The organism is Neobacillus soli NBRC 102451 (assembly GCF_001591665.1).
Classification (GTDB): Bacteria; Bacillota; Bacilli; order Bacillales; family Cytobacillaceae; genus Neobacillus; species Neobacillus soli.
The window spans coordinates 68,828-91,991 of record NZ_BCVI01000006.1 but is presented as its reverse complement, the minus strand read 5'-3'; the positions used below and the strand labels follow the sequence as shown (position 1 = coordinate 91,991).

The 23,164-nt window shown below is 37.6% G+C and carries 23 protein-coding genes and 1 pseudogene; all 24 read right to left on the bottom strand.

The window, feature by feature from the left end:
* Nucleotides 1-44: 44 nt before the first annotated feature.
* The 24 genes and pseudogenes from BSO02S_RS02985 to BSO02S_RS28200 all read right to left on the bottom strand — a co-directional run bounded on the left by BSO02S_RS02985 (nt 45) and on the right by BSO02S_RS28200 (nt 22,934).
* Nucleotides 45-1,499: a hypothetical protein gene (locus tag BSO02S_RS02985; protein WP_066062206.1), complete on the bottom strand. Its 1,455-nt coding sequence runs from the start codon at nt 1,497-1,499 to the stop codon at nt 45-47.
* Nucleotides 1,500-2,041: 542 nt separating this feature from the next.
* A complete protein-coding gene (locus BSO02S_RS02980) occupies nt 2,042-2,722 on the bottom strand; it encodes a GntR family transcriptional regulator (protein WP_066062203.1) in 681 nt (226 codons plus the stop codon).
* Nucleotides 2,723-2,850: 128 nt separating this feature from the next.
* On the bottom strand, nt 2,851-3,474 hold the full coding sequence (yyaC, locus tag BSO02S_RS02975) for a spore protease YyaC (RefSeq protein ID WP_066062200.1): 624 nt from the start codon (nt 3,472-3,474) through the stop codon (nt 2,851-2,853).
* Nucleotides 3,475-3,742: 268 nt separating this feature from the next.
* Nucleotides 3,743-4,231: an aminodeoxychorismate lyase gene (locus tag BSO02S_RS02970; protein WP_174524214.1), complete on the bottom strand. Its 489-nt coding sequence runs from the start codon at nt 4,229-4,231 to the stop codon at nt 3,743-3,745.
* Entirely contained in the window at nt 4,221-4,604 is a 384-nt protein-coding gene (locus tag BSO02S_RS02965; protein ID WP_342351990.1) for a hypothetical protein, read from the bottom strand. The genes BSO02S_RS02970 and BSO02S_RS02965 overlap by 11 nt, the downstream gene beginning before the upstream one ends.
* A gap of 278 nt (nt 4,605-4,882) precedes the next feature.
* Entirely contained in the window at nt 4,883-5,374 is a 492-nt protein-coding gene (locus BSO02S_RS02960; RefSeq protein WP_066062197.1) for a hypothetical protein, read from the bottom strand.
* A 121-nt stretch (nt 5,375-5,495) separates the two neighbouring features.
* Entirely contained in the window at nt 5,496-6,104 is a 609-nt protein-coding gene (locus BSO02S_RS02955) for a class I SAM-dependent methyltransferase (RefSeq protein ID WP_425320377.1), read from the bottom strand.
* A 558-nt stretch (nt 6,105-6,662) separates the two neighbouring features.
* Nucleotides 6,663-9,053 (bottom strand): polyprenyl synthetase family protein, encoded by a 2,391-nt coding sequence (locus tag BSO02S_RS02950; RefSeq protein WP_066062195.1) that lies wholly within the window; start codon nt 9,051-9,053, stop codon nt 6,663-6,665.
* A 186-nt stretch (nt 9,054-9,239) separates the two neighbouring features.
* Nucleotides 9,240-9,608 (bottom strand): Gp49 family protein, encoded by a 369-nt coding sequence (locus BSO02S_RS02945; protein WP_066062191.1) that lies wholly within the window; start codon nt 9,606-9,608, stop codon nt 9,240-9,242.
* A gap of 360 nt (nt 9,609-9,968) precedes the next feature.
* Nucleotides 9,969-11,435, bottom strand: a complete 1,467-nt coding sequence (locus tag BSO02S_RS02940; RefSeq protein WP_066062188.1) for a protein adenylyltransferase SelO — start codon at nt 11,433-11,435, stop codon at nt 9,969-9,971.
* A gap of 286 nt (nt 11,436-11,721) precedes the next feature.
* On the bottom strand, nt 11,722-12,960 hold the full coding sequence (gene sstT / locus BSO02S_RS02935; protein ID WP_066062185.1) for a serine/threonine transporter SstT: 1,239 nt from the start codon (nt 12,958-12,960) through the stop codon (nt 11,722-11,724).
* Nucleotides 12,961-13,279: 319 nt separating this feature from the next.
* Nucleotides 13,280-14,026, bottom strand: coding sequence for a hypothetical protein (locus BSO02S_RS02930; protein ID WP_066062183.1), 747 nt, complete (start codon nt 14,024-14,026; stop codon nt 13,280-13,282).
* Between the two features lie 834 nt (nt 14,027-14,860).
* Nucleotides 14,861-15,016, bottom strand: coding sequence for a YjcZ family sporulation protein (locus BSO02S_RS02925; RefSeq protein ID WP_066062180.1), 156 nt, complete (start codon nt 15,014-15,016; stop codon nt 14,861-14,863).
* Between the two features lie 36 nt (nt 15,017-15,052).
* Nucleotides 15,053-15,154 carry a YjcZ family sporulation protein gene (locus BSO02S_RS26080; RefSeq protein WP_084374867.1) on the bottom strand — a complete coding sequence of 34 codons (102 nt, stop codon included), beginning with the start codon at nt 15,152-15,154 and terminating at the stop codon, nt 15,053-15,055.
* A 348-nt stretch (nt 15,155-15,502) separates the two neighbouring features.
* Nucleotides 15,503-16,453, bottom strand: coding sequence for a ribose-phosphate diphosphokinase (locus tag BSO02S_RS02920; protein WP_268875974.1), 951 nt, complete (start codon nt 16,451-16,453; stop codon nt 15,503-15,505).
* Nucleotides 16,454-16,632: 179 nt separating this feature from the next.
* Nucleotides 16,633-16,980, bottom strand: coding sequence for a hypothetical protein (locus tag BSO02S_RS02915; protein WP_066062177.1), 348 nt, complete (start codon nt 16,978-16,980; stop codon nt 16,633-16,635).
* Between the two features lie 392 nt (nt 16,981-17,372).
* Complete coding sequence (locus BSO02S_RS02910; RefSeq protein WP_096190868.1) at nt 17,373-17,576, bottom strand: TM2 domain-containing protein; 204 nt, start codon at nt 17,574-17,576, stop codon at nt 17,373-17,375.
* 246 nt (nt 17,577-17,822) lie between these two features.
* Entirely contained in the window at nt 17,823-18,071 is a 249-nt protein-coding gene (locus tag BSO02S_RS02905; protein WP_066062170.1) for a hypothetical protein, read from the bottom strand.
* Between the two features lie 36 nt (nt 18,072-18,107).
* A complete protein-coding gene (locus BSO02S_RS02900) occupies nt 18,108-18,758 on the bottom strand; it encodes a vWA domain-containing protein (RefSeq protein WP_066062166.1) in 651 nt (216 codons plus the stop codon).
* Nucleotides 18,759-18,835: 77 nt separating this feature from the next.
* Nucleotides 18,836-19,828 (bottom strand): macro domain-containing protein, encoded by a 993-nt coding sequence (locus BSO02S_RS02895; RefSeq protein WP_066062164.1) that lies wholly within the window; start codon nt 19,826-19,828, stop codon nt 18,836-18,838.
* Nucleotides 19,829-20,088: 260 nt separating this feature from the next.
* Nucleotides 20,089-20,172: a putative holin-like toxin gene (locus tag BSO02S_RS28425; protein WP_369691302.1), complete on the bottom strand. Its 84-nt coding sequence runs from the start codon at nt 20,170-20,172 to the stop codon at nt 20,089-20,091.
* Nucleotides 20,173-20,513: 341 nt separating this feature from the next.
* Nucleotides 20,514-21,566 carry a serine hydrolase domain-containing protein gene (locus BSO02S_RS02890; RefSeq protein ID WP_066062162.1) on the bottom strand — a complete coding sequence of 351 codons (1,053 nt, stop codon included), beginning with the start codon at nt 21,564-21,566 and terminating at the stop codon, nt 20,514-20,516.
* A gap of 32 nt (nt 21,567-21,598) precedes the next feature.
* Nucleotides 21,599-22,637: pseudogene (locus BSO02S_RS26075) on the bottom strand (IS1595 family transposase).
* Between the two features lie 168 nt (nt 22,638-22,805).
* Nucleotides 22,806-22,934, bottom strand: coding sequence for a hypothetical protein (locus BSO02S_RS28200; protein ID WP_268875973.1), 129 nt, complete (start codon nt 22,932-22,934; stop codon nt 22,806-22,808).
* Between the last annotated feature and the right edge of the window lie 230 nt (nt 22,935-23,164).

Sequence of the window (23,164 nt, the reverse complement as noted above, 5' to 3'; positions counted from 1 at the left end):
CCCTATTTATTAGCAGGTTCTACTTTTGCGTATAATTTTTTAGTTTACCAAATGATCACGGCTACAATAGTCGCAATCAGTAGACCGGTTATAACTGGAATAAAATTTTTCCGGGCCAGTTCCAAAGGTGATATTTGTAAGAAGCCTGCTACTGCAACAAGAGAAGACCATGCAATAATAGTGCCTCCACCTCCCCATATGGAGCCCATCTGCCCAATAGCTGCCATGGTAGAAGCGTCCAGTCCTGTTCCGCCAGCCAAAGCTCCTGACAAGGCGCCAGTCAAAGGAAGCCCAGAGAACCCCGAACCATCTAAACCTGTAATTAATCCCACAATCAATATACCTATTCCACCGAAGAATGGATTATGCGGGATAAAATTTTGTCCTGCTTGGATGATATCAAATAGAAAAGCTGGCTTCGCTGCATCTTCCCCTAAAGAAAGGATTGCAGGTGTAAAATCGCCGCTGCCCATAAAGAAAAAGCCGGCAATTGGAATTACGGGGGCCATAGCCTTAAAGGCGAACACAAATCCTTCCGTAATATGATCACTTATTTTATCGAGGGCATGAACCCGGTTAAAAGCGATAGTAGCCAATAATAAGAGAATAGTTGCAACTCCGCCAATAAAAGCAGCCCCATCTGTCCCTTCAAATCCAGACCCGCCGCCCAATTTGGTCTGGAACATAAAAATCATTACAGCCAACATGGATACAGGAACAAGAATAGCAAATACTTTTCCCCACGTTTTTTTCCTTTGGAGTAGCTCGTCACTCTCAACTGTTGTGGCAGCCAGCTCATCTGCGACTTCAAAATATGCTCCTTCTACTTGATTAAGTTCAACTCTAGTATCTGAAGTAGATTTTTTCGCTATTGCTTTACGATGCTGCACGTAGATAATTGAGAGGGCACTAAACCCAGTTATTAATGATAAAATTAATCCTTTATCCGAAACTAAGGATTTATCAATTCCCGCCGCTTTTGCGCTAAGCATTGGTGCGACCTGCATAATATAGTCAGATGAAAGTGCCATCCCTTGGCCTGCAATAACAATAACCATAGCTGCAGTCATTTTTGGCAATCCAGCACTTACTGCAGCCGGTACTAACAAAGCACAAATTAGCGGAACAGCCGGTGTTGGCCAGAAAAACAGTGAAATCACATAGGTTACGACCATTAATACTAAGTAAGAGACATGACCGTTTACCATGACTTTTTGGATGGGGACAACCATCCTTTTATCAGCTCCTAGATCTTTTAAGGAATTAAGGAGACCAATCATAATAGAAATAATGAGGAAAATACTAAAAAGTTCCTTAGCCGCAACCAGGTTCGCGTTGAAGACTGCTTGAAACCCCGCAATAAGGCTTCCTTTATAGATAACTGCCACTAAAAATGTCCCAAGAATGACGGGTAAAACAACACCTTTTCTAAAAAGCATAGTAACAATTACAGCTAAAGTGACAATTAAATATACCCAATGGGCTGACGTTAATTCCATAGTTCCCCTCCGTTTGTTTTTATAAATTTAAAACGATTTGTCGCGAAAGATCTTCTTAAAACTGTAGGATAGGTGTAAAAAAGGAATCACAGTAAGCAAACGCTTTCATAATCATGGTGTATTTTCTCTATTTCAAATTTCTTTTTCTTTCCCCCATAGTACTTAACAAGCGCTGTTGCCACTAAAAGAATAAAATTGTAAGTTTATTTTTTGTATATTGTAGATTGTATACCTTAGTTTCAAAAAAAAATTACGAAAAAAACCTTTCAACCTTCCTGATGGAATGGTTTTTATTTAAATTAGAACTCACCCCTCCCTTTTCACTATGTACAACTTGTTAACTATAAGGTTTCAATTAATATACCATTATTCCTCTTACTTTGCAAACAATTTTGAAAATTAAGAAGTTTATCTATATTCCTAATATTACTCTTGATTTTGTATTTCTAATCCGTTAAAATATAGGGCAATATTGGTATACGGTATACAAATTAATTTTTCCCAAAAAAATAAACTCCACCCATGGATGGAGTTTCCCTTTCTTAGTTTCTTTTCTCTTTTCCCTTATTCACAGCCTCAATGTAAGCTTTTCGGGAATTTTCAATATGAATCTTTGTTAAATACTCTGCCATTTCTATCTCTTGATTACAGATAGCTTCCATAATTCTTAGGTGTTCTTCCATCGACTTTTCGGGTCTGCCTGGATTTTTATATCCTGTCTTTGCAAATGCCCGAATATAATCCGACAGCCCGCTCAGTATTTCATAAAGTTTAGCGTTTTTTGCAGAACTGTATAGTAGATGATTCAATTCACCATGCAAATTAGAGTAGTCGGTATATTCCCCACTTTCTAAACAGTCCGCAACCTTTGAACTATACTCAATAAATTTACCTTTTGTTTCATCATCTAACTTTTGTACAGCTAATTTTGCTGCCAAAACCTCAAGAGAGGAAAGAATCGTAAACACTTCAATAATTTCTTTCTCTGAAATATCCGCAACAATAACACCTTTTCTAGGAACGGTTTTTACAAACCCCTGCGATTCCAATCTAAATAGAGCTTCGCGAATAGGCGTTCGGCTAATATTCAATCGCTCGGCAAGCTCACGTTCCACCAAACGATCACCCGTTTTAAATTCACCTTCTAAAATCAGATCTTTAATATGAATATAGACCCTTTCGCGCAACGATATAAGATTTTCCTCTGTCCAATTAGTCCCCACTGTTTCTCCTTCTTTCTAGGTATACATTGTACCAATTATAACCTAGTCTATTAATAAACATCAACTTCTATGGATGGATTTTCCACATCTGACAAGGATTTTGATCTACTTTTAATTTACAAAAGGTTTTATTCGTATCTAATATCTTCGGTTGCCATCATACTGGAAGAAGAATCAACTAAGAAAGCCTGGGTAATAATCTCTGTAATAATTTCTGCGAGTCTCATCACGACAAATAATCTGGTGCTATTTAGGGCCTGTGCTGGTGATATCGGGTCTAAATTATTTACAATTGCCTTCATATGATAATCACCCACACTTGGTAATGCTTTATTAAGAGCATTACCCGGTATAAACGACCCTTCTTTTAAAAAAATGAGCCCAATTTGCCTTTCATCCCCCAAACACGCATCGATCCCCAATATAAACGGTTCTTTATGTGATTGATAAATTCCTTTTAAAATCTCCTTAATATTCAAAGCATGAACTGGCTTTTCTAATGTTCCATAGACAGGAAAAGAAAACTTTTTTTCTATTAACATTGTCCCCACAATTGGGCCGAGTGAGTCTCCCGTTGAACGATCCGAACCAACACACAAAATAATGACTTCATTATCGGTTTTACTGAGAACTTCTTTAAGTTTATTGACAATTTTTACGAATTCATTTTCCCCTGGGGTTTCTTTAAGTGAAATAGAACATGCCCCTTCTTTCTTCTCCATCCTCTTTTTCTTACCGTCAAAAGGCCACATCAACATCAACCTCTTCTCTAGTTGTCTCTTACTCTTCTTATCCGATATAGTGCTATCCCTTTATTTTATTTCAGGTATAGTTAAACCTTCTAGATTATTTCTATAAAAATAACAAACAGGATCCCCAGCGTTCACAAGTTTGTAACAACTTTCAGATTCTTGGTTATTCTTACATTATGCAGTATCAACAAGAAAAAAACCTTCCACTTGATTTAATGGAAGGTTTAACACAGTCTAGAAAATGTTCCGTATTCGCCGGAAAGATACTTTACTTAAAAATAGTTGCGATCACTTGATCCTTGGTCATTTCACTATCTACAACATATGTACCAGGACGCAACTTGTTTTCCAGATGTTTTTTCTCTACATCATGAGAAAAATTATAAGCATTGGGAATCAGCTTCGCTTTTACAAGCATTTTGCCCACATCAATACTGGTCATACCTTGTGATACATTCACTACCACTCGTGTTATGGTTTTAGCAGCCTTGTCGTCCTTAGGCGCAGCTTGATTTTGAACAGATACTTTTGCATCTTGTACTTTCTTTTCAAATTCAGCTTTTGTTTGAACGATATAGCCCTTCGTTACTAGTTTATTAATCATCTCGTTTTCGGAAATGTTTACTGTTTTACTGTTTTCCGCTGTTTTCAAAGATACTTTTGTCACATCACTGGTACCAGCAAAGTAGACAGCACCGCAAATTGTGGTCGTAATAAGAATTCCTGCTGCAAAGCTGCTTAATAAGTTAATTCTCATCGGCAACCTTTCTCCCTTCATCCTTTAATTTCTGGTAAGGAGCGAGCAACTGTTCGATTTCACTTTCTGTCACCTGTTTGAGCCCGGCAATGCTCTCAATCGAGTAATTGCGTTTATATAAATCTAGTACTTCACGCGTGAAAAGTTTTTCTTCAGAAGATAGTTGAATCCCTGCCTCCTGCATAACCACTTCTATATCAAGCTCAATATTTCGAATCGAGTCTTGAATGGCATTGATTTCCTTCATAGTAGCAATATGAATCTGATCTATTTCATTATGTTCTACTTTTAAGGCATGAGTTGACTTTAAAATAGAAATAATTAGTAGTATTATTGATATCCCAAATAAACCTGCTAAAGTCCATTCCATCATAATTATTCTCCTCCTTCTATTCAATAGCAAGATTCTATTATACATCCAAAATAGAAATTATTCGATTTCATTCTCAAAAATCCTCAATAAGTCGGATAGATTTTCCAAATTGCGGGGTATTGGGAACTTTTTTCCCCTATGATCAGACTTTGGAATCGGTGAATATCATTAGAAAAAGCACTCAATTTGAGTGCTTTCAATTAGCCGTGAAACATCGTTGTGAAACAAGAAAATTCGGGCCGTGCCAGGCACTCTTTTTGGCACTCTTTTTAAGAACCCTATTTTTTCCAAATACCATAAATTAATTCTTTGAATATCTCATTTATTTCTTTTCTTTTTTGGCTTTTTAACCATTCCACCTGGTCGATGGGGAGTTTTAATTTTAAACTAATTTCTTCATCAGGCATTTCCACTTTTCTTATTTCTTCTAGTGTAATTCCTTCCTCAATATTTGGAAACCATGAACCATTTTCGCTCACCCGATTGAAATCTACAAACTCATCAATGTCATCGAAATCACAGAATAAATTAAGCTGTGGCAATCCCCCTTGCAAGATTTTTACATGCATGATTGAATTTATGATTCTGCCATCTTCTAATTCTATCTCAATAATAATGTTTTCGATTTTTTGATATTTTTTCACAGCAACTTCACTAACAATTAGATCCAATTCTAATGTAAACCCTGGATTTGTTTCAAAGAAATAGATTGCACTTTTAAAAAAGTGGATACTCTCCCCATCAATTTTTACCGTTTTTACACTTACCATATACCGTTCCCCCATACAATTGCTACATCGCTTCATTCATTAGTTAACTGACACAGTTCCGCAGAATTAATATATATGATATTATCCTATAGCATCGGGAAAAATGCACCCACTCCCCAAATTAAATCTTCTTTTTATTCACAGCCTCTACAAGAATAAATAAATCACTATAATATTTTTGCACCTTCGTTATCGAGATATGATAATTCTTTAATAAGTTCATAGTATCCCTATTTAAGCAGCAGCCATCACAGACTTTTTTCCAAACTGGTGTCAACCAGTTCTGGAGTGTAGAAAGAAAACGATTTTCCATTTTCACATGTTCAAATAAAAGAATTTTCCCTTCGGACTTGCACACTCTTTTCATTTCCAAGATTGCCTTTTCCGGATTTGGAATGGTACAAAACACAAGAGTTGCCACAACTGTATCAAAGGTATCTGCTTCAAAGGGCAGTTCTTCAGCACTTGCCTGGACCATTTCGATCGGCACAACTGACTGTTTTAATTTCGATAATGAACGTTCAATCATATGCTGATTCGGTTCAATAGCGATCACTTTCTCTACTCCTTCATAAAAAGGAAAATTAATGCCTGTTCCCGCTCCTAATTCAAGGACATTTCCCGTTGCTTTTGAAAGTAGTTCTTTACGAATTCTGTTAAACTTTCTTTTTTCTAAAGGACTCATAAAAAAGTCATACCATTTAGCAAATAAACGACTCAAATTTTCCACTCCAAAACTTTCATAATAAAAACAAAAGATATCATGCTGACTTGCAAGATTTCATTTAGATAAGCCTTATCCAAATATAACATAGTTTAGTTTCATATTTAGTTGTCCAATCAAAACAAAAAGCGCCTTGCCCTATCCAGTAAATGAATGGTGCAAAGCACTCTAATTAGACTCGAAAAAATACAGCCGGGGAAAAAGGATCACTTGATGTGTTTTTGTGAAACCTTTATGCGCACCTAATACAGTGATTCCCCTGTCGTGCAGAGCTTTAGCCAGTGCCTTTGAGTTGGCGACAATTTGTGCCATATCCTCATTTCCAAATGCAAGGAATTCAACGGCTGAAGCGGCCAATGCTGCTACGCAGTTTACTGAGTGTGTAGCAGCTAAAGCTGGAAAGATTGTATCGCAAACTGGTTGTGTAAGCCCGTGATCATTTCAGAGAATTATTCCGCTTTGCGGACCGCCAAAGGTTTTCACTAGACCGCTAATTTACAGCCGTGAAACATCGATGTGAAACAAGAAAATTCGGGCCGTGCCAGGCACCGTTAATGATTACCGTTAATGATCTCGGTTCACAATATAATTCATTAAATGCTTAAGAAAAGTAGTGTTTCGCGGGACCTTTTGCAACGATTCCAGTGCAAGACAGTAATGTTCCCACATTTCTTTTTTTGCACGATCAGAACCTAGGATGGACACAAAAGTAGAATTGTTGTTTTCTGCGTCTTTGCCAATCGGTTTTCCGAGTAAGTCCAGATCCCCTTCCACATCAAGCAGGTCATCCTTAATCTGAAAAGCGATGCCAGCATGATAGGCGAATTTTTTCAAGGCTGCCATTTCAAACTCCTTTGCATGAGCGAGAATGGCAGGCATGATTAGGGAAGCTTCGAATGCTATTCCAGTTTTATAGAAGCACAACCTATTTAATTGTTCCAGTGTCAATTGTTTCCCGCGGGAATCCAAGTCCATCGCCTGTCCCTTACACATATCCCCAGTCATTTGGGCCGAATATTGAATCAATTTAAGCACCGTTTTCGAATCGAACTGGTCCAGAGATGCTTGTTCCTGGGTTGCCTTCTGGGTCAGAAAAAGACCGGTTAATTCCGCTATCGCACTGTCATACGTTTTATGCAGGGTTGGACGCCCCCTGCGGATAGAGGCATTATCCTGGGATGGCAGGTCATCGAAAATCAGGGACGCCGTATGCATATATTCCAAGGATTTCAATAGCGGCATGATTGCAGAACCCTTTAATCCATATCCACTCGTGCCCATGACCCAGGCAACGATTGGTCTTAATCGCTTTCCCTCACCTTCCAAACTATAATTTGCAGCATCAATAATTGGTTCTTTCAATAAAGAATCATTCTTATCTTTTGAGATATTCAAGAAGTTGTTAATCTGATCCCGTACGGTTTCGATAGTTTCTAAAAATTCTTCCTGTTCCTTCCGTTCATTTTTCAGAAGGGTAATCAAATGGTCCCGAAGCAATTTATCAAAGAAATCCACATCATCCGCCTTTCGAACCATATTTTGGATGACACGATTGAATTTGGGATCTCCGGATGCAAATAGCTTCATCACTTCGTTGTATTTTTCGGTTCCCATTCGTTCTTTATATCGTTTAAGACCGTTAATGGCACGGTCCAGAATCACCTCACAGGTTTTAGTGTCGGAAAAATACACGGTATGAATCAAATGGGAGATAACCGTCCAGTATAATTCAAACGGGTTAATAAGATCGGGACGCTTATCACGATATTTCAGGTAATAGGTATAGGGTGTTACCGCACCGTCCTTCATGTCCTCGAACATATCGGCAAAATCATCTGCCAGCTGGTTGTAAAGGCCATAAAAGAATGTTCGCTTATCGAAGCTCTCATCCTGGGGAGCACTAATGACAGAACGGACAATCAGCCGTGAAGAAGAGGATTTTAAAATGATTGGTATATACAGTTCCTCATTGGTGTAAGTTGCATTTGATAAATCCTTCATACGGTCCACTTCCTGCGCATGAAAAAATACATAGGATTGCTCGAAAAATGTATTCATGGTTTCCGGTCGCTGATGGGCCTTAATATACTTAAAGGCCTCTCGAAGTTCCGAATGAATATAGCAGATCAGTTCTTTTGTTTTTCCAGACCACTCACCCAATTCCGGTACTGAGCCTGTGATAAGAGTGGTACGGATCATAAGGGAATATTGTTTTTTCTCGTTATCGGATAAAACGTGGGCATCCAGAAGGTCGTCAATAAAAGGATAGGTCAGACCATAGGAATAACCCAGCACAATAGCTTCATCAAGTTTCCAAGCCCGTTCTTCAGGCGGTATCTCCGGAGCCATCTCTTCTACCACGTGCATTAGTACTCCCGCAATGATTTTGATAAGTTTTCGCTGGGCTTGCTCCGCATCCATCCCCTTTGGAATTTTGGCGGATACTGTTTTTAGTTTGTTTATCAACCAGATGAGGGTGGATTCGATGCCTTCCTTCTGGGACCACCGGTACAAACCGGCCAAGCCCAGCGTCTCGGATTTTTCTTCATGGGCTGTTGCAGTAGAATGGGTAAGGTGATTTTTTAAGCTGTCAACTACACGACGAACCCTGGTCTGTGTCTCTGGTGAGTCCAAGGCTTTTCCCAGGTCTCGCATGAAAATATAGGAAATGCTTCGATCCAAGTAATTATCAAGCTTGCCTGTGTAATTCAGCCATTGGATATAATTATGATACCCCTGGGAATCATGCTTACCCTTTCTTAGCGAAAAAAAGGATAATAATCGATGATTAATATGGTTCTGTTTCCACGATTGGAAATCTTTTGTTAAGGTAGGGACATAGGTCTTTTGTGAGACCAACTCATAAAGTGATTGAAAATAATCATCGGCCTTCTGCTCAGCCAGCTGATAGTATGCATCGGCTTTTTTTATTAATTCCTCATTCATCCTATACATTACCCCTGCTTAGAGTTTTCTTTTAGATGTATTATATAATAATCCAAAACTATTAAAATATATTTATACGCTAAAATAACATCATTTAGAACCAAAATAAAAGCCCTTTTTCTCAACAATTATGAACGAGAAAAAGGGCTTTCACTAAATTTAATTCATTCGACTGTAAAACTCCGCTAAATAACCTTATCCTAAGTATGCACCTAACGCTACTAAGGCTTTCTTTAAAGCTTGTTCATATGCTTTATCTTTACCGATAACTAGACGGAAATCAGACATATCTCGAACTGTTGAGCGTCCTTCTATTTCATATCCATTTTCAAAGATAAGAAGACAAATGGTTGATTTATCGCTCATTCGATGGAATTTTTTCTCAACAATCATTTCCTCTAACCTTTTTCGTTTATCATCCTTAATCCCCATAGTTCTAGAATAAGAGAATACAATATGATCATAAATATGGTTGTTCTTACAAGTTACTGAAAGAATTTTTTCTCCTTTATGTTCTACGTTATTAATCTCCCCACATTTAGGACAAATACTTTCAATAAACATGACGATTCTCTCCCTTTTAGGTAAATTCTCTTCACTTTAAACAGCTTGAATTCAATCATTTTGAAATTCCCTATTTCCGAAGAAAGCTGTTGAATTCGGACTTAAGGAGAAGCCCGTCCTTTAAAAAAAGGGTTAACCGCCAAGGACATAATTCACAAAAAATTGGTCCTCGTCCCGATTAAATTTAGCGAGAAAAGACTGCTTTTATTTAATATTTTAGTTTTATGATGATTAATATATCCCTTTATGGAAAAATTGTAAATAGTAAAAATAAAAATAAATGTATCTGTCTCATTCCAAAGTTTGTATAGAAAAAGTGCCAGGCACCATCCAGTAAATGGGTGGTGCCTGGCATTTATCTCATGTACCGCAAAAGGTTCGGTAAGGCATGGATGATGGCTCAGGCAGTGTACAGTAGTCCGCCTGTTCGGTAGTGTGCGCAAATGGACTTGAAAGAACATCAAGAAGCTGCTCCATCACGCTGAAGTCTCCCTTCACCGCGGCTTCTAGCGCCTCTTCGACCCGGTGATTGCGAGGGATTAGTGCAGGATTGCTATTTTGCATTAACTGATACGAGGAGTCTTTTGATTCTTTTTGTCTTCCCAGTCTTGCCTGCCACAGTTCATACCACTGTTTAAATTCTTCGGTTCCAAACAGTTCCGTTTTCTCATATCTATGAAAAGTTAGTGCGCGGAAGGTATTCGTATAGTCTGCACGAAACTTCTCCATCATTTTGAGGAGGTCTTCAATAAGGGATACATCTTCCGCCTCTTCGTTAAATATTCCTAGTTTTGCTCTCATTCCAGCAAGCCAATTGCTGTGATACACCCCCATAAAATCTACAATCGCAGCCTGGGCTAGTTTGACAGCCTCTTCTTGATTATCATGCAACAGTGGCAATAGGGTTTCAGCAAACCGCGCGAGATTCCACCCAGCTATATACGGCTGATTACCATAGGCATAGCGGCCTTCCCTGTCAATGGAACTGAATACTGTTTCCGGATCATAGGCATCCATAAAGGCACATGGGCCATAATCAATGGTTTCCCCGCTAATAGCCATATTGTCGGTGTTCATCACTCCGTGGATAAATCCAACGAGCTGCCATTTGGTAATCAGAGCAGCCTGACGCTTAATCACTTCTTTAAGCAGTGAAAGATATCGACTATCATCTTCTTCCACCCCTGGATAATGACGCTTCAAGGTATAGTCAGCCAAAATCCGAAGTTCCTCAACTGTGCCCCATTTTGCAACGTATTGGAAAGTGCCGACGCGGATATGACTAGCAGCCACACGAGTCAGAATCGCACCAGGCAGATCCGTTTCGCGAATGACTGGCTCGCCGGTTGTCACTACTGCCAGACTACGGGTAGTGGGAATACTAAGTGCATGCATCGCTTCACTAATGATGTACTCGCGCAACATCGGTCCAAGTGCAGCCCGGCCATCCCCCCCGCGCGAATATCGCGTTCTGCCTGAACCCTTGAGCTGAACATCAAACCGCTCACCTACAGGGGTGATCTGTTCACCAAGCAGCACTGCCCTGCCGTCCCCTAACATCGTAAAGTGCCCAAACTGGTGCCCGGCATATGCTTGAGCAAGAGGAGAAGCGCCTTCAGGAAACCGGTTGCCAGCAAGCTCCTCTACGCCCTCTTCACTTTGCAGCGCTTGGACGTTCAACCCCAGGGATGTTGCTAACGAACCATTAAGAATGATTAACTTCGGTGAACTCACAGGGTTCGGTTTCTGATTGGAAAAAAATGATTTTGGCAGACGCCCATAACTGTTCTCTAAGTTCCATCCTACCTCATTTATTTCTTTTGTCATGGTATCTCCTTCCCTTCTTGTGTTATTACATTGCACTATGTAGCCTCTTTTCAAAATAAAAGCATAAATTATAGTCATTCTATGATTTTTTTAGTTTTCAACTTGAGTACCAACAGAAGAGAGCTCCTTTTAATGTATACTTCTGCTAATTTATTATACTGTTTCCACACAAAGATGAAAAAAATTAAGGTAATAAAAACATTAAAAATATACCAAGTTCATAAAAGTCATAAAATAAGCCTGAAAAGAAGAGAAGCTCCCTATCTAGATAGAGAGCTTCCTTCATTTATGCTGCTTTGTTGATATCGATTTTTTTTCCTTCTTGACGCCACTTTTTAAATTCAGCTGTTGCTGTGAAAAGGACGTCTGTGGATGAATTAAGTGCTGTTTCAAAAGAGTCTTGTAAAACACCAATAATAAAACCTACACCAACTACCTGCATCGCAACATCATTTGGTATTCCGAAAAGACTGCATGCTAGTGGAATCAATAATAAGGAACCGCCAGCAACTCCTGAAGCACCGCAAGCACATACAGCTGATAGTACGCTGAGAATGATGGCTGTAGGTATGTCCACATGAATGCCTAGTGTATGAACCGCTGCTAGTGTCAACACGGAAATCGTAACGGCTGCACCAGCCATATTGATAGTTGCACCTAAAGGAATGGAGACAGAATAAGTATCCTTATCCAACTTTAAGTTTTCACATAATTTCATATTTACTGGGATATTTGCTGCCGAACTGCGTGTAAAGAATGCTGTAATGCCGCTTTCCTTGATACACTTAAATACAAGTGGATATGGGTTTTGACGTATGTTTACAAACACTACAATTGGATTTACCACAAAGGCCACAAAGAGCATACAACCAACTAAAACAGCAAGTAATTTTCCATAGCTTAGGAGTGACTCGATTCCATTTGTCGTAATAGAGTCAATAACAAGCCCCATGATTCCCAGTGGGGCAAACTTGATTACCCATGTTACCATTTTAGAAACAGCATCTGAAAAATTAGTTATCATTGTTTTTGTCGTAGCTGGCGCATTTCTTAAAGCCATACCAAGGACTACCGCCCAAGTTAAAATGCCGATATAATTGGCATTATAAATGGCTTTTACCGGATTATCAACAACGTTCAACAATAATGCTTTGAGTACATCTACAATACCGCCTGGAGCCGCCAAATCCTCAGCACCCTTTGCCAGAGTTAAGTTAACAGGAACAATAAAGCTTACCATAACCGCTATTAATCCGGCTAAAAAAGTTCCTAAAAGATAAAGGCCGATAATCGATTTCATATTCGTCTGGTGACCACTTTTATGCTGCGCGATGGCCGACATGACCAGGAATAATACCAATACAGGTGCAATGGCTTTCAAAGCACCTACGAATAAAGAGCCTAAAATGACAACAGGTTTGGCTGCATCTGGAATTGCCACAGCCAGGATAATACCAATAATCAAACCGATAATTATTTGTTTTACCAGACTCATTTGATTCCATTTTTTCATTAGATTTTTCATAGAAATTTCCCCCACTTGTTTAAAATATCATTGCTGCATTCCATAGCCCCATATAGATTGTAAACCGTTACCTACTTCTTAGGTAAACTATAATTTCTTATTAATAGTAGCATAATGAATATTTAGATATATTACAATAGTTTTATTTTTCATTAAGATAGTTAGGGAATCAGAAAATTCACACAAATTACTTTGGAATTATTATGCAAATTAAAGAGAGGGCCTGCCCCAGTAAAGCAATGCTTTACTGGGGCTGGTCCCTTTGACTAGTGATTTTAAGCTTGGGTAGGTGGTGGATTAAATTGTTCAAAAGAAGCTTTTATTTTGAAGATAATTTTTCTTTATTTTCCGTGACTATGATTCTTTCTATTTGCAGCATAACTGATAATACGTGGAAAAATGCCACATGCATTGTAGAGGTTTTCAAATATTTATCAAAGTGGTGATGTAAGCAACTGGCCATAGCTTCTCTTGCCCCATAATCAAAATGGTAAAAATCAACGATTGGGAAATGTAATCCACCGCCCAATGGGATAAGTGTTCCCATGGCAATTTCTCCTTTTTTAGGCGAGATCGCTGCTGGGTCATACACGACGACATCCAGGGGTTTCTCTGTAAGAATATCAATAGCAACAAAGACACGATCATTATATTTATGGCCAATAAAATAGAATTTGGGTACTGCCTTTTCACATTCCCGCAGCCAAGAAGAAATAAATGGTTTGTTTCTAAGCGTTTGAAAATTTTCAGAAATATAATCTTCCATACAACTCCACGAAGACTGCCGACTCGATTGATAAAATAAATTCCACCAAAACAAATTGTGAAGTAATCCATCTCGTTTTTCATTGCTTAACCCATGTTCATCTACAAATTCCTTCAACAACGAATGGTTTTCATCATCGTAATACAGATTTAATGCATAGATCATGAAATCCCCAAAAACCTCGCTTACCATTACTTGCCTTAGATCTTCTGAAACCGGATAATCAGGGCGAAAAATTTTCGCTTTTGTTTCTGTTTGAACTAATTCAACTACCTTGTCAATAGTTCCTTGCTGTTCCATTTAAACATCATCCCTTCTTCAACTTCAGAACATAGGTCTTATCTGTAAAGCTGCATAAACCATAAGTGGGATATAGGGTTAGTAATCGGGCGATTTAATCCTAGATTCACGGACAACTGATTGAATTTAATGAAAAATTAGGGGCTGGTGAAATTTGAAATTCAGGAAATGAGTAGTACCATGATGAAAAATGATTTTCTAATGGAATAAATACGCGGATAAAGCTGGGGTTAACCCTTGGAAACTAATATTCAACAACAAAATTAGTATAGCATTAAAATATTTATCCTAGTGGGGATTATTGCAGTTTTCACAAAAGTGTAACAATTAAAACAGGCCTAATTGAAAATAATGTAGAAAAATAAGAGAAAATGGAAAAGGATTTAAGGTTTGGGAATTTGAAATATATGGGTAAATGATTACTAGGAAGAAAAAAATTTATTCTAAATAAAACATATAAAAATATTCATAAAAAGCTCTTGCTTGTTAAAACTAACTTCTCATTAAATGGAGGGATAGATTCATGAAAATTTATAAACATGAATGGCTTTCATTAAGCAAAGAAATAAAAGTGAAGCTTATTCGCTTAGCGATATTGGAAAATCACAACAAACAGTCAAAGCCATTATAAATGATATTCTAAAATAAGGGCTTAATTAGTCGATTCTTTACATGAATCGAAGCATAAACTGAATAGTAGCCATAGCATACCATGCAATATCTCCTTTTTAGCTTTATTTTGCGTTCGGTGCAATAAAGCAAAGCAATAAAAACGAAAAAGCCCTAAAAAAGGGCTTTTTTTATTTTCTAAGATATGAAGCTAATGGCTCTTAATTAATAAAAGCACGTTGCTCCAATAATGATTAACAAAATGAACAATACAACGATTAAGGCAAAACCTCCGCCGTATCCGACGCCGCCATAACCATAGCCACCGCCGCCGCAACCGCAGCCGCCGAATCCTCCACCGAATCCTCCGTAACCATACATATATCTTTCCCCCCTTTCAATAAAGTATGAACCTGTTTAATAACATCCACCGCCCATAAAGGATGCTCCAATAATAATCAAAAGGATAAACAATACAACCACTAAAGCAAAACCACCACCGGCTCCTACACCATCCATATCACAAACCTCCTTTTACATCGACTTAATACAAAATATGATGAATTTCAAAATGTGTAAGGGCTCTTCCACAGTTTCCCTGGGCTCTTGCCTAGTAAGAAAAGCGCAAGCCAAGCGCCCTGGTCAGCGACGTATGGCCTGGGGCGCTCCAACTGAGATAAAGGAAACACGGTGAGCTTCGCTGCCCGATGTTGATTTATCGTAGGGCGGAGAGCGAAGGACTAGCCGCTGGGGCGCTGGAGCTAGACAATTCTCAAAGCCAAAATTTATACTTTCTGTTTAAAAAGGCACTATCCAGTATTGGATAATGCCTGAGGAATTTATTTTTAGTTGCCTACAAACTTAAACTTATTCAAATAATGGACTTACGGCTTTCTCATTATGAATTCGGTCAATCGCCTCGACCAGCAAGGGTGCGACGGAAATGGTTTTTATTTTTCCGGTTACATTCTCATTAGGTAATTCAATCGTATTCGTCACAACTAATTCTTTAATCGGTGACATTTCAATTTTTTCAAATGCTTGGTCAGTGAAGACAGGATGAGTACAGCCCGCATAGATGGATGATGCCCCGTTTTCTGCCAGCGCCTTTGCGGCTAACGTAATGGTTTCAGCTGTATCAATTAAATCATCGATAATAATGGCATTTTTTCCTTCAACATTACCAATAACAAAAAATGTTTCATTGTCATTTTCTTCAAGTTTTCGTTTATCAATCAGGGCAAGTGGTGCATGTAACAGCTTGGCCATTTTTCTGGCTCTTCCGATGCTGCCATTATGCGGCGCAATAACGACAATGTTTTCTAATCCTTTTTGTTCAAAATAATGGGTAAGAATTGGAACGCCAAATAGATGTTCAACAGGTATATCAAAAAATCCTTGAAGCTGAGGCGTATGGAGATCCATTGTTAGCACTCTAGTTGCGCCAGCTGCTTCTAAAAGGTTAGCTACTAGCTTGGCCGTAATCGGTTCCCGGGAACGAGCCTTTCGATCTTGCCGTCCATACCCATAGTAAGGAATGACAACATTAATATTTCTAGCGGATGCCCTTTTCAAGGAATCAATCATGATGAGAAGCTCCATAATATTTTCGTTTACCGGGTAGGAAGTTGATTGTACAACAAAAACCTCACTGCCGCGAACACTTTCTTCAATATGGATTTGGATTTCTCCATCGCTAAATTTTGATACCGAGCATTTGCCCAACTCACAGCCTAATAGCTCGGCCATCTCGACAGCCAGCTTTTCATTTGAATTCAATGTAAACATTTTAAATCTCTTATTTAATTGATAGGTCACCTTGCATCCTCCGCTATGTAAAAATTTAAAATTATCTGTTACGTCATACTTTCATCTTATTTTACTATATTAATCTTAATAGTGATAGGAAATACCTCAAAAAATGGAGACAGTCTGTCCTTCGTAAAGCTTTAACTCATCGTACACTGATCCCAAAAACATATGAACCGAAGCTGTTCTCACTTTTGTAATAACTGAATCAGGTTCTTTAAGGTATATAGTCTAGCCGTAAAGAGGAATAAGTCGTCGTGGTGATTTGTTACGTATTCATCGATAATGTTGATTCCCTTTTGAAATTGGTCAACCAGATAATAAGTATACTTTTCATCCCAAGAAAACTGATTTATTCGAAGGAGTTCATCGGCTATTATTTGAAACTTATATTCCTCCATCCAAAGTTTAATTTGATAGATTCTATCTTTGTTTGGATAAAGGCTGTTCTTAATTTTATCATTTCTTTGTACATATTGAATAAAATCATTTATATTTTCAGCTAGCATAATTGCTTTTTGCATCTCGAAGTTCATATTTCCCTCTCCCCAATGTCCAAAATTAATGTGTTACTATGAAGAGTGTATGTTTTGGGACAGTTATGTAACACCTGCTTATTGCTGGTATATGGTATATATTTCGCCAATATTTCAACTCAGACGAGGCATACGCCAAAAAATATCGCCTGATATTTGTCAAATTTTTATAGATTTATAGATTAGGTGCTGTTACAACCAATTCTGATCAAGGGGTTATTGTGAAGGATTCTGTTGGGGATATGTGGTGGTCGTAGCTTTGTGATTATGGTGCCTGACACCGATGCAAGTATTAGTTATCCAAAATAATATAACAGTGCAATAGGGTCAGTTACACCCCGGGGGAAATAATGCTTTAACGCGCCGGGGGACTGACCGTAAAAACTTTACAATCACTTGTTGTATTGCCTGTTCCATTCTTCATCGGATTTTGTCAGATAGATGATTCCTTCAATTAATCCAATAAGACTAGGAATACTTGTCCAGCAAAATAAAATATATAAGATTCCCATTCCAATTTTACCGAGGTAAAATTTATGTACTCCCAAACCTCCTAATAAAATAGCCAATACTCCAGCAGCCACTTTAGATTTCACGTTATCACCCCCTAACTTCAATAATATACAATTATCATCCTTTTTGTCTATATCTTTATTATCTGAATTATCAGACTATTGCAGTATAATTATAGGCTTAAATAAATGGGGCCACCTCACCAATGACAAACTAAGAAAAAAGTTATACGAACATAGATAAAATCCTCAGGGAAAAATGTGACTGACCCCCGAAGCGTTAATACATTAACATGCCGGGGGTCAGGTACCAAAAACCAAAGAAGAAAATCATACTTCTAAAAGGCTTTTCTTGTATTCTATATAGTATTTTATCGTTCGTTCATATTCACCAGTAGCATTCACATATTTCAGATTAATCTTTTCAATTGTCTCGGGGGTTACACTAGTTTCTCCATGGTATAATCCATATTTCAACATGTTTTCCAATCTATTATTATACTGCTTTGCAGATTTTTCTCCTATACCTAATCCACCGTGTTTATTGTGTCTAAATTTTAGATACTGAACAAAATCCATCTTACTCCCCCTGGCGAAAATCATTTCTGTATTTTATCAATTCCTCGAACGACGATTATAATCCCTTTCAATTCCCTCTTTCCAGCTTCGGTCAATCTTTTTGCCGCTTCGAAGGTTAATCACTGCTTCGTTTACTGCTTCATAATTTACTTGCGTTCCTACCTGATCAGCATGGTAATCCACGGCGAAGTCCTCTTCAATTCCAAATCGTGCGGCGGTTGTGAGGGCATCTATATTGGCTCCAAGGAACAGGAACTCCCAGCCGAATTTCTCTTTTTGCTGCTTAACCATTTTTTTGATTTTGTCCGTGGTGAATTCACGGCTGGCATTTTCCATCCCGTCCGTTGTAATAACGAATAGCACTTTTTCCGCGCGTTCATCTTCACTAGTTCTCTTTTGTACATTCACCATTTTTTGAATGGTAAAACCAATCGCATCTAATAACGCAGTAGTGCCCCCTACTTCATAATCTTCATCAGTTATGGGAGATATGCCCCTTACATTGATTCGGTCGTGTAATAATTCATAATCGTGATCAAATAATACTGTCGTAACAACGGCTTCTCCTTCAGCCGTTTGCTGTTTCCTCAGCATCGCATTATAGCCGCCAATTGTATCTGCCTCAAGTCCTGCCATAGATCCGCTTTTATCTAAAATAAACACTAATTCAGTTAAATTTTTTTTCATAATTGTCATCCCCCGTTCTTTGATAAACTTAGGATAACAATTATTCGTTTAGAAATGGTCGCTTTGAAAGCGACATTTTAAGCACCAAGCAGTGGCTGGTCAAAAGCAAATAAGGCTTCATTGATTTCATGTATATTATAGTTCGTTTGTTGAATAAAGAAATCAATAATCACATCAAATTTCCTACTGCGTGACATGGTAAAGCCCGCCGCAGCTAGCAGCTCATTCGTTTCCTCTAAAGATAATTTTAAAGCAATCGCAAAAGCGATAGCGGTTTTCTTATGTGGAGTATAATCAGCTTCATTCCGGATTCTAGAGAATAAGCGCCGGTCAATATTCGCCCTTTTATACGTCTCAACATCCGTCATTCCTTTTTCATCAATGAATCGAAGCAGTCGCTCAGAAAAAGATTCATCGAGGTGTTCCAAAAGGTTTACTAAGGAATGCTTTGCCTCTTCATGATGAAAAATTTCGACTTCCTGAATTTGTTCCATTATAAATCGTTCTTCTCTATTGCGATTATAAGTGCTTTCCACTTCCTCTACATAATGCTCATCAATATATTGATGAATGGAAGTAAATAACTTCTTACTTAACCCGAAAGATTTTTTATCAAAAACAACCAAATAAACGAGCATGTCATGATTTAATAAAAATGAACCGATGGTGGAAACCGCAATTTGTAATGCTTCCTCTTTTGGATAACCGTATATGCCTGTCGAAATGAGTGGAAAGGCAATGGATTCACATTGATGTTTTTTAGCAAGCTCTAAGGAGTTATTGTATGATCCCTTTAACAAAGGGGCTTCTTGCTTGGAACCGCCTTGCCAAATAGGTCCTGATGTATGAATTATATATTTTGCATCTAACTTAAACCCATCCGTAATAACGGCTTCTCCCACCTTGCATTCACCAATTTGATTGCATGCTTCTTGCAACTCATTTGCCCCTGCCGCATGAAAGATCGCTCCACATACACCACCGCCCATTTTCAATGATGTATTCGCAGCATTTACAATCGCATCTACTTTCATCTTTGTAATATCTTGGCGAACAATTTCTAATGGCATAATTTTTTCCCTTCCCTATAAACAATCTTTTTTACTATTTTACCAATCATAGGGAGTTAAGGGAATTTTAAAAAGAAGCTTGGAGTAGGAAATAAATACTATCATTTTCATTCCATTCGGTTATAATAATATTAAGTATTGAATAAATTAAAAAGGACCGAACATGCAGGAACATGTCCAGTCCAGCAATAGACGGTTCCCTTAAAGGGGTCGACTTTTGGGTAGAATAATCCACCTGAGCTCGCTAACTCAAGGGTGGATTATTTTTTATTTTGAAATGACAGAATCGCTATGATTAAACTAGCAAAAGATATTGCAAGCATTGAAGCTTGAAATACTGTCATTCAGCATCACCCCTTTCTGTTTGGGAGCGTGCCGACCACCCTTGAGAAATCCTATTCTATTGCTTCTTCATTTTATCATATTAACAATAAAAATAGAACATACGTTTCTATATTATTAATAACTTTGCTGCCTATCTCCATTTGTTCATCATTTAATAATTCTTTTGCCCGCTTATAAATAGATGTGATTTCATAATATTTATTGACTGCGATTGTCGCATCCCTTATAGATTCAATTGTTGCTTCTTTTTCTTTAGGCTCTGTTAAAGAATATTGTTGATATTATATATAAAATCAAGACCTTAGCTTTAATAAGGTCCTGGTTTTATATCTTATTAAAACTAAGCAAGATTTAACAAAGGTTTTAGGGAATGATAAACTTCACCAATTATACCTTTTAATTGATGAACTCCTAAATCTGTATTTGTCATTATAATTAAGCCATTTCCTAAATGAGGATAGGCTACCATCATACATTGAAATCCTAATCCCCAACCAAGTGATGAAATTTCAATCTCCTTTTCTGAACCGTCCAAAAACACCCCAAGTCCTGTCCAGCTTTTACAACCTTGTGAGTTTATCATTTCTTTTACTTTATTTGCAGAAATCCCAATCCTACTTTTATTATTGAGTGCATCCATTAATTCAAGAATTAATTGAGATAAGTCTGAAGTAGTTGTCCATAGTCCAGAGGCTGCGGGATATGGATATATTGGATATTTTCCATCTACTAATTCACCTTCTTTGTTATGACCAGAAGAAAAATCCACATCTATCTCTTCAGAAATATTTTGTAAAAATGTGCTATTTGTCATTTTTAGCGGGTCAAATATTAGTTCCTTAACGACTTTTTTAAAAGGTTTCCCAGTCACATCTTCTATCAGTTGTTGTATAATACAAAATCCTGCGTCTGAATATTGAAAGTCGCTCTCTGGTTCATACTTTACTTCAATAGGTGCTTTACAATATGGTGTAGTTCCCTCGAATATTTCTACCATTGAAGGGGTACCTATATTGGGGTTTAATTCCATAAAACTTTCTTCAGGGTCTATAACTCCAGATTGATGGCTCAGCAAGTTTCGTAATGTTATTACTTTTTTATCGGTCAAATTATTATAGGGGATTTTCCACGATTTTAATCTTTTGTTTACATCCTCATCTAAGTCGAGAATACCTTTTTCTGTTAACTTCAAAACTAGTAATGCTGTTAAAAACTTACTGATTGAACAAGCACTAAAAATAGAATTATTGTCTACTTTTTTGTTGGTTCCTACTTCTAGCAAACCGTAATTTTCAATTCGACTAATTTGACCACTATTGATTAAAGAAACGCTTAAGCCAATAACATTATGATGCTTCATACAATCATAAATATTAATATGTGATTTAAACATAACAACCCTCCCACTTTTTGATAACATCAATACTATAACTTAAATGTCATTGTTCTTAATCTTTCATAAGTAGCACTGGTAGATAATATGCAACTATCAATAACCATTTTGCTTACCGTTGTATAATCATTACGGAATCTGATTACATCCAGAAATTGAAACCAACTCAAATAATAGTCGAGGTATTTAGTTGCAACGCCATTAAACCTGTCCATCCATCCTTTTAGAAGGCTATGATAGTTATTGACATTTTGGATATGATAAAGCCCTTTGACACGTTCCTTTCCATCCGATTTGAATGCGTAATGTTCTACCCCTTTATCTTTTGCATAGGTTTTGAAAGCCCGCCACGCATCAGTACAAAGGATATTCGATTTGGATAATTTGGACCCAATAGCTTTATCTAAACGGGATTTTACAATACGTCCTTGCCCTATCACTCTTGAAAAAGTCAGTTTTTGACGGTCTCTAGCAATCAACACACAAACTTGTTCCTTGCTTATTCCACGGAATTGAGAAGCACCACCACGTTTACGAGCTTTACGCCCTTTTAAATTCCGTTTCCCTTTTTCAGAGTATAGGAAATAGGTTTCGTCCATTTCGACGATACCAGAAAACTGGTAGAAATCCATTTGTCTCAAAGCGGAAAATTTTATGCTTCCAATAAAAAAGAGTGACATAATGGACTTCAATCAACTCAGATGCCTTGCGTAAAGAGTACCCTTCAATCATACACTGAATGAAGTCCAACCATTTATGAGGCAGGTGCGACCCAAGTAAAGGGGTATTCGTGACATCAGTAAAGGTTTTACCACAATCTTTGCAGCGATAACGCTGCCGTTCCATTGTTTTCATACCTGTTTTGACGGAATATTTTCCGAATCGGACAACATTATTTGAATGACAGTGAGTGCAAGTGTAGCCATCTTTATGTTTCTGCTCGGACACCTCTTTAAAAATAGGTTCACTTGCAGAAGATGCCGCAAGGGATTTTGTAAAAAACTCTTTCAAACGAAGTTGGTCTGCGGTATTAAGTTTTTGAATCTCCTTAATGATGTCCATTAACGCCATTTGAAACCACTCACTTTTGTCCTTATTTATATAACCATTATAGAACAACAGTTCGTCTTATTCAAATATCAACATAATCGTTTAACAGAGCCTTTCTTTAAACAAAAATGAAATGTGCACCCTGATTTTAAGTAAACAAAATGGGACAGGTTTACTGTCCCATTTTGTTTACTTATTGTGACTTTTTAAGGCTTTTAATGCTTTTTTTTCAAGTCCATTTTCACCCGCAAATTCAATATCGGCTTTTGGTAGCGCATTATTATTCTTCATATATTGGGTATTTTTCTTTTTAGCCACTATTTCACCACCCTTATAGTTTAATTAGGTTATTCCTTTAAGGATGCCAACCATGATAAATACACTATAGAGAATCGGAATAGATATTTTTTTGTTATCGGCACCCACAATTTTAGTTTGCTTTCTTTTTTGTTGGCTATGCTTTTTGATTTTATTCTTCAACTAAGAGGATCAAAAATGCGCAAAAGAAATGCCAGGCACCATCTGATTTTATTAAGACTCACTTTTTG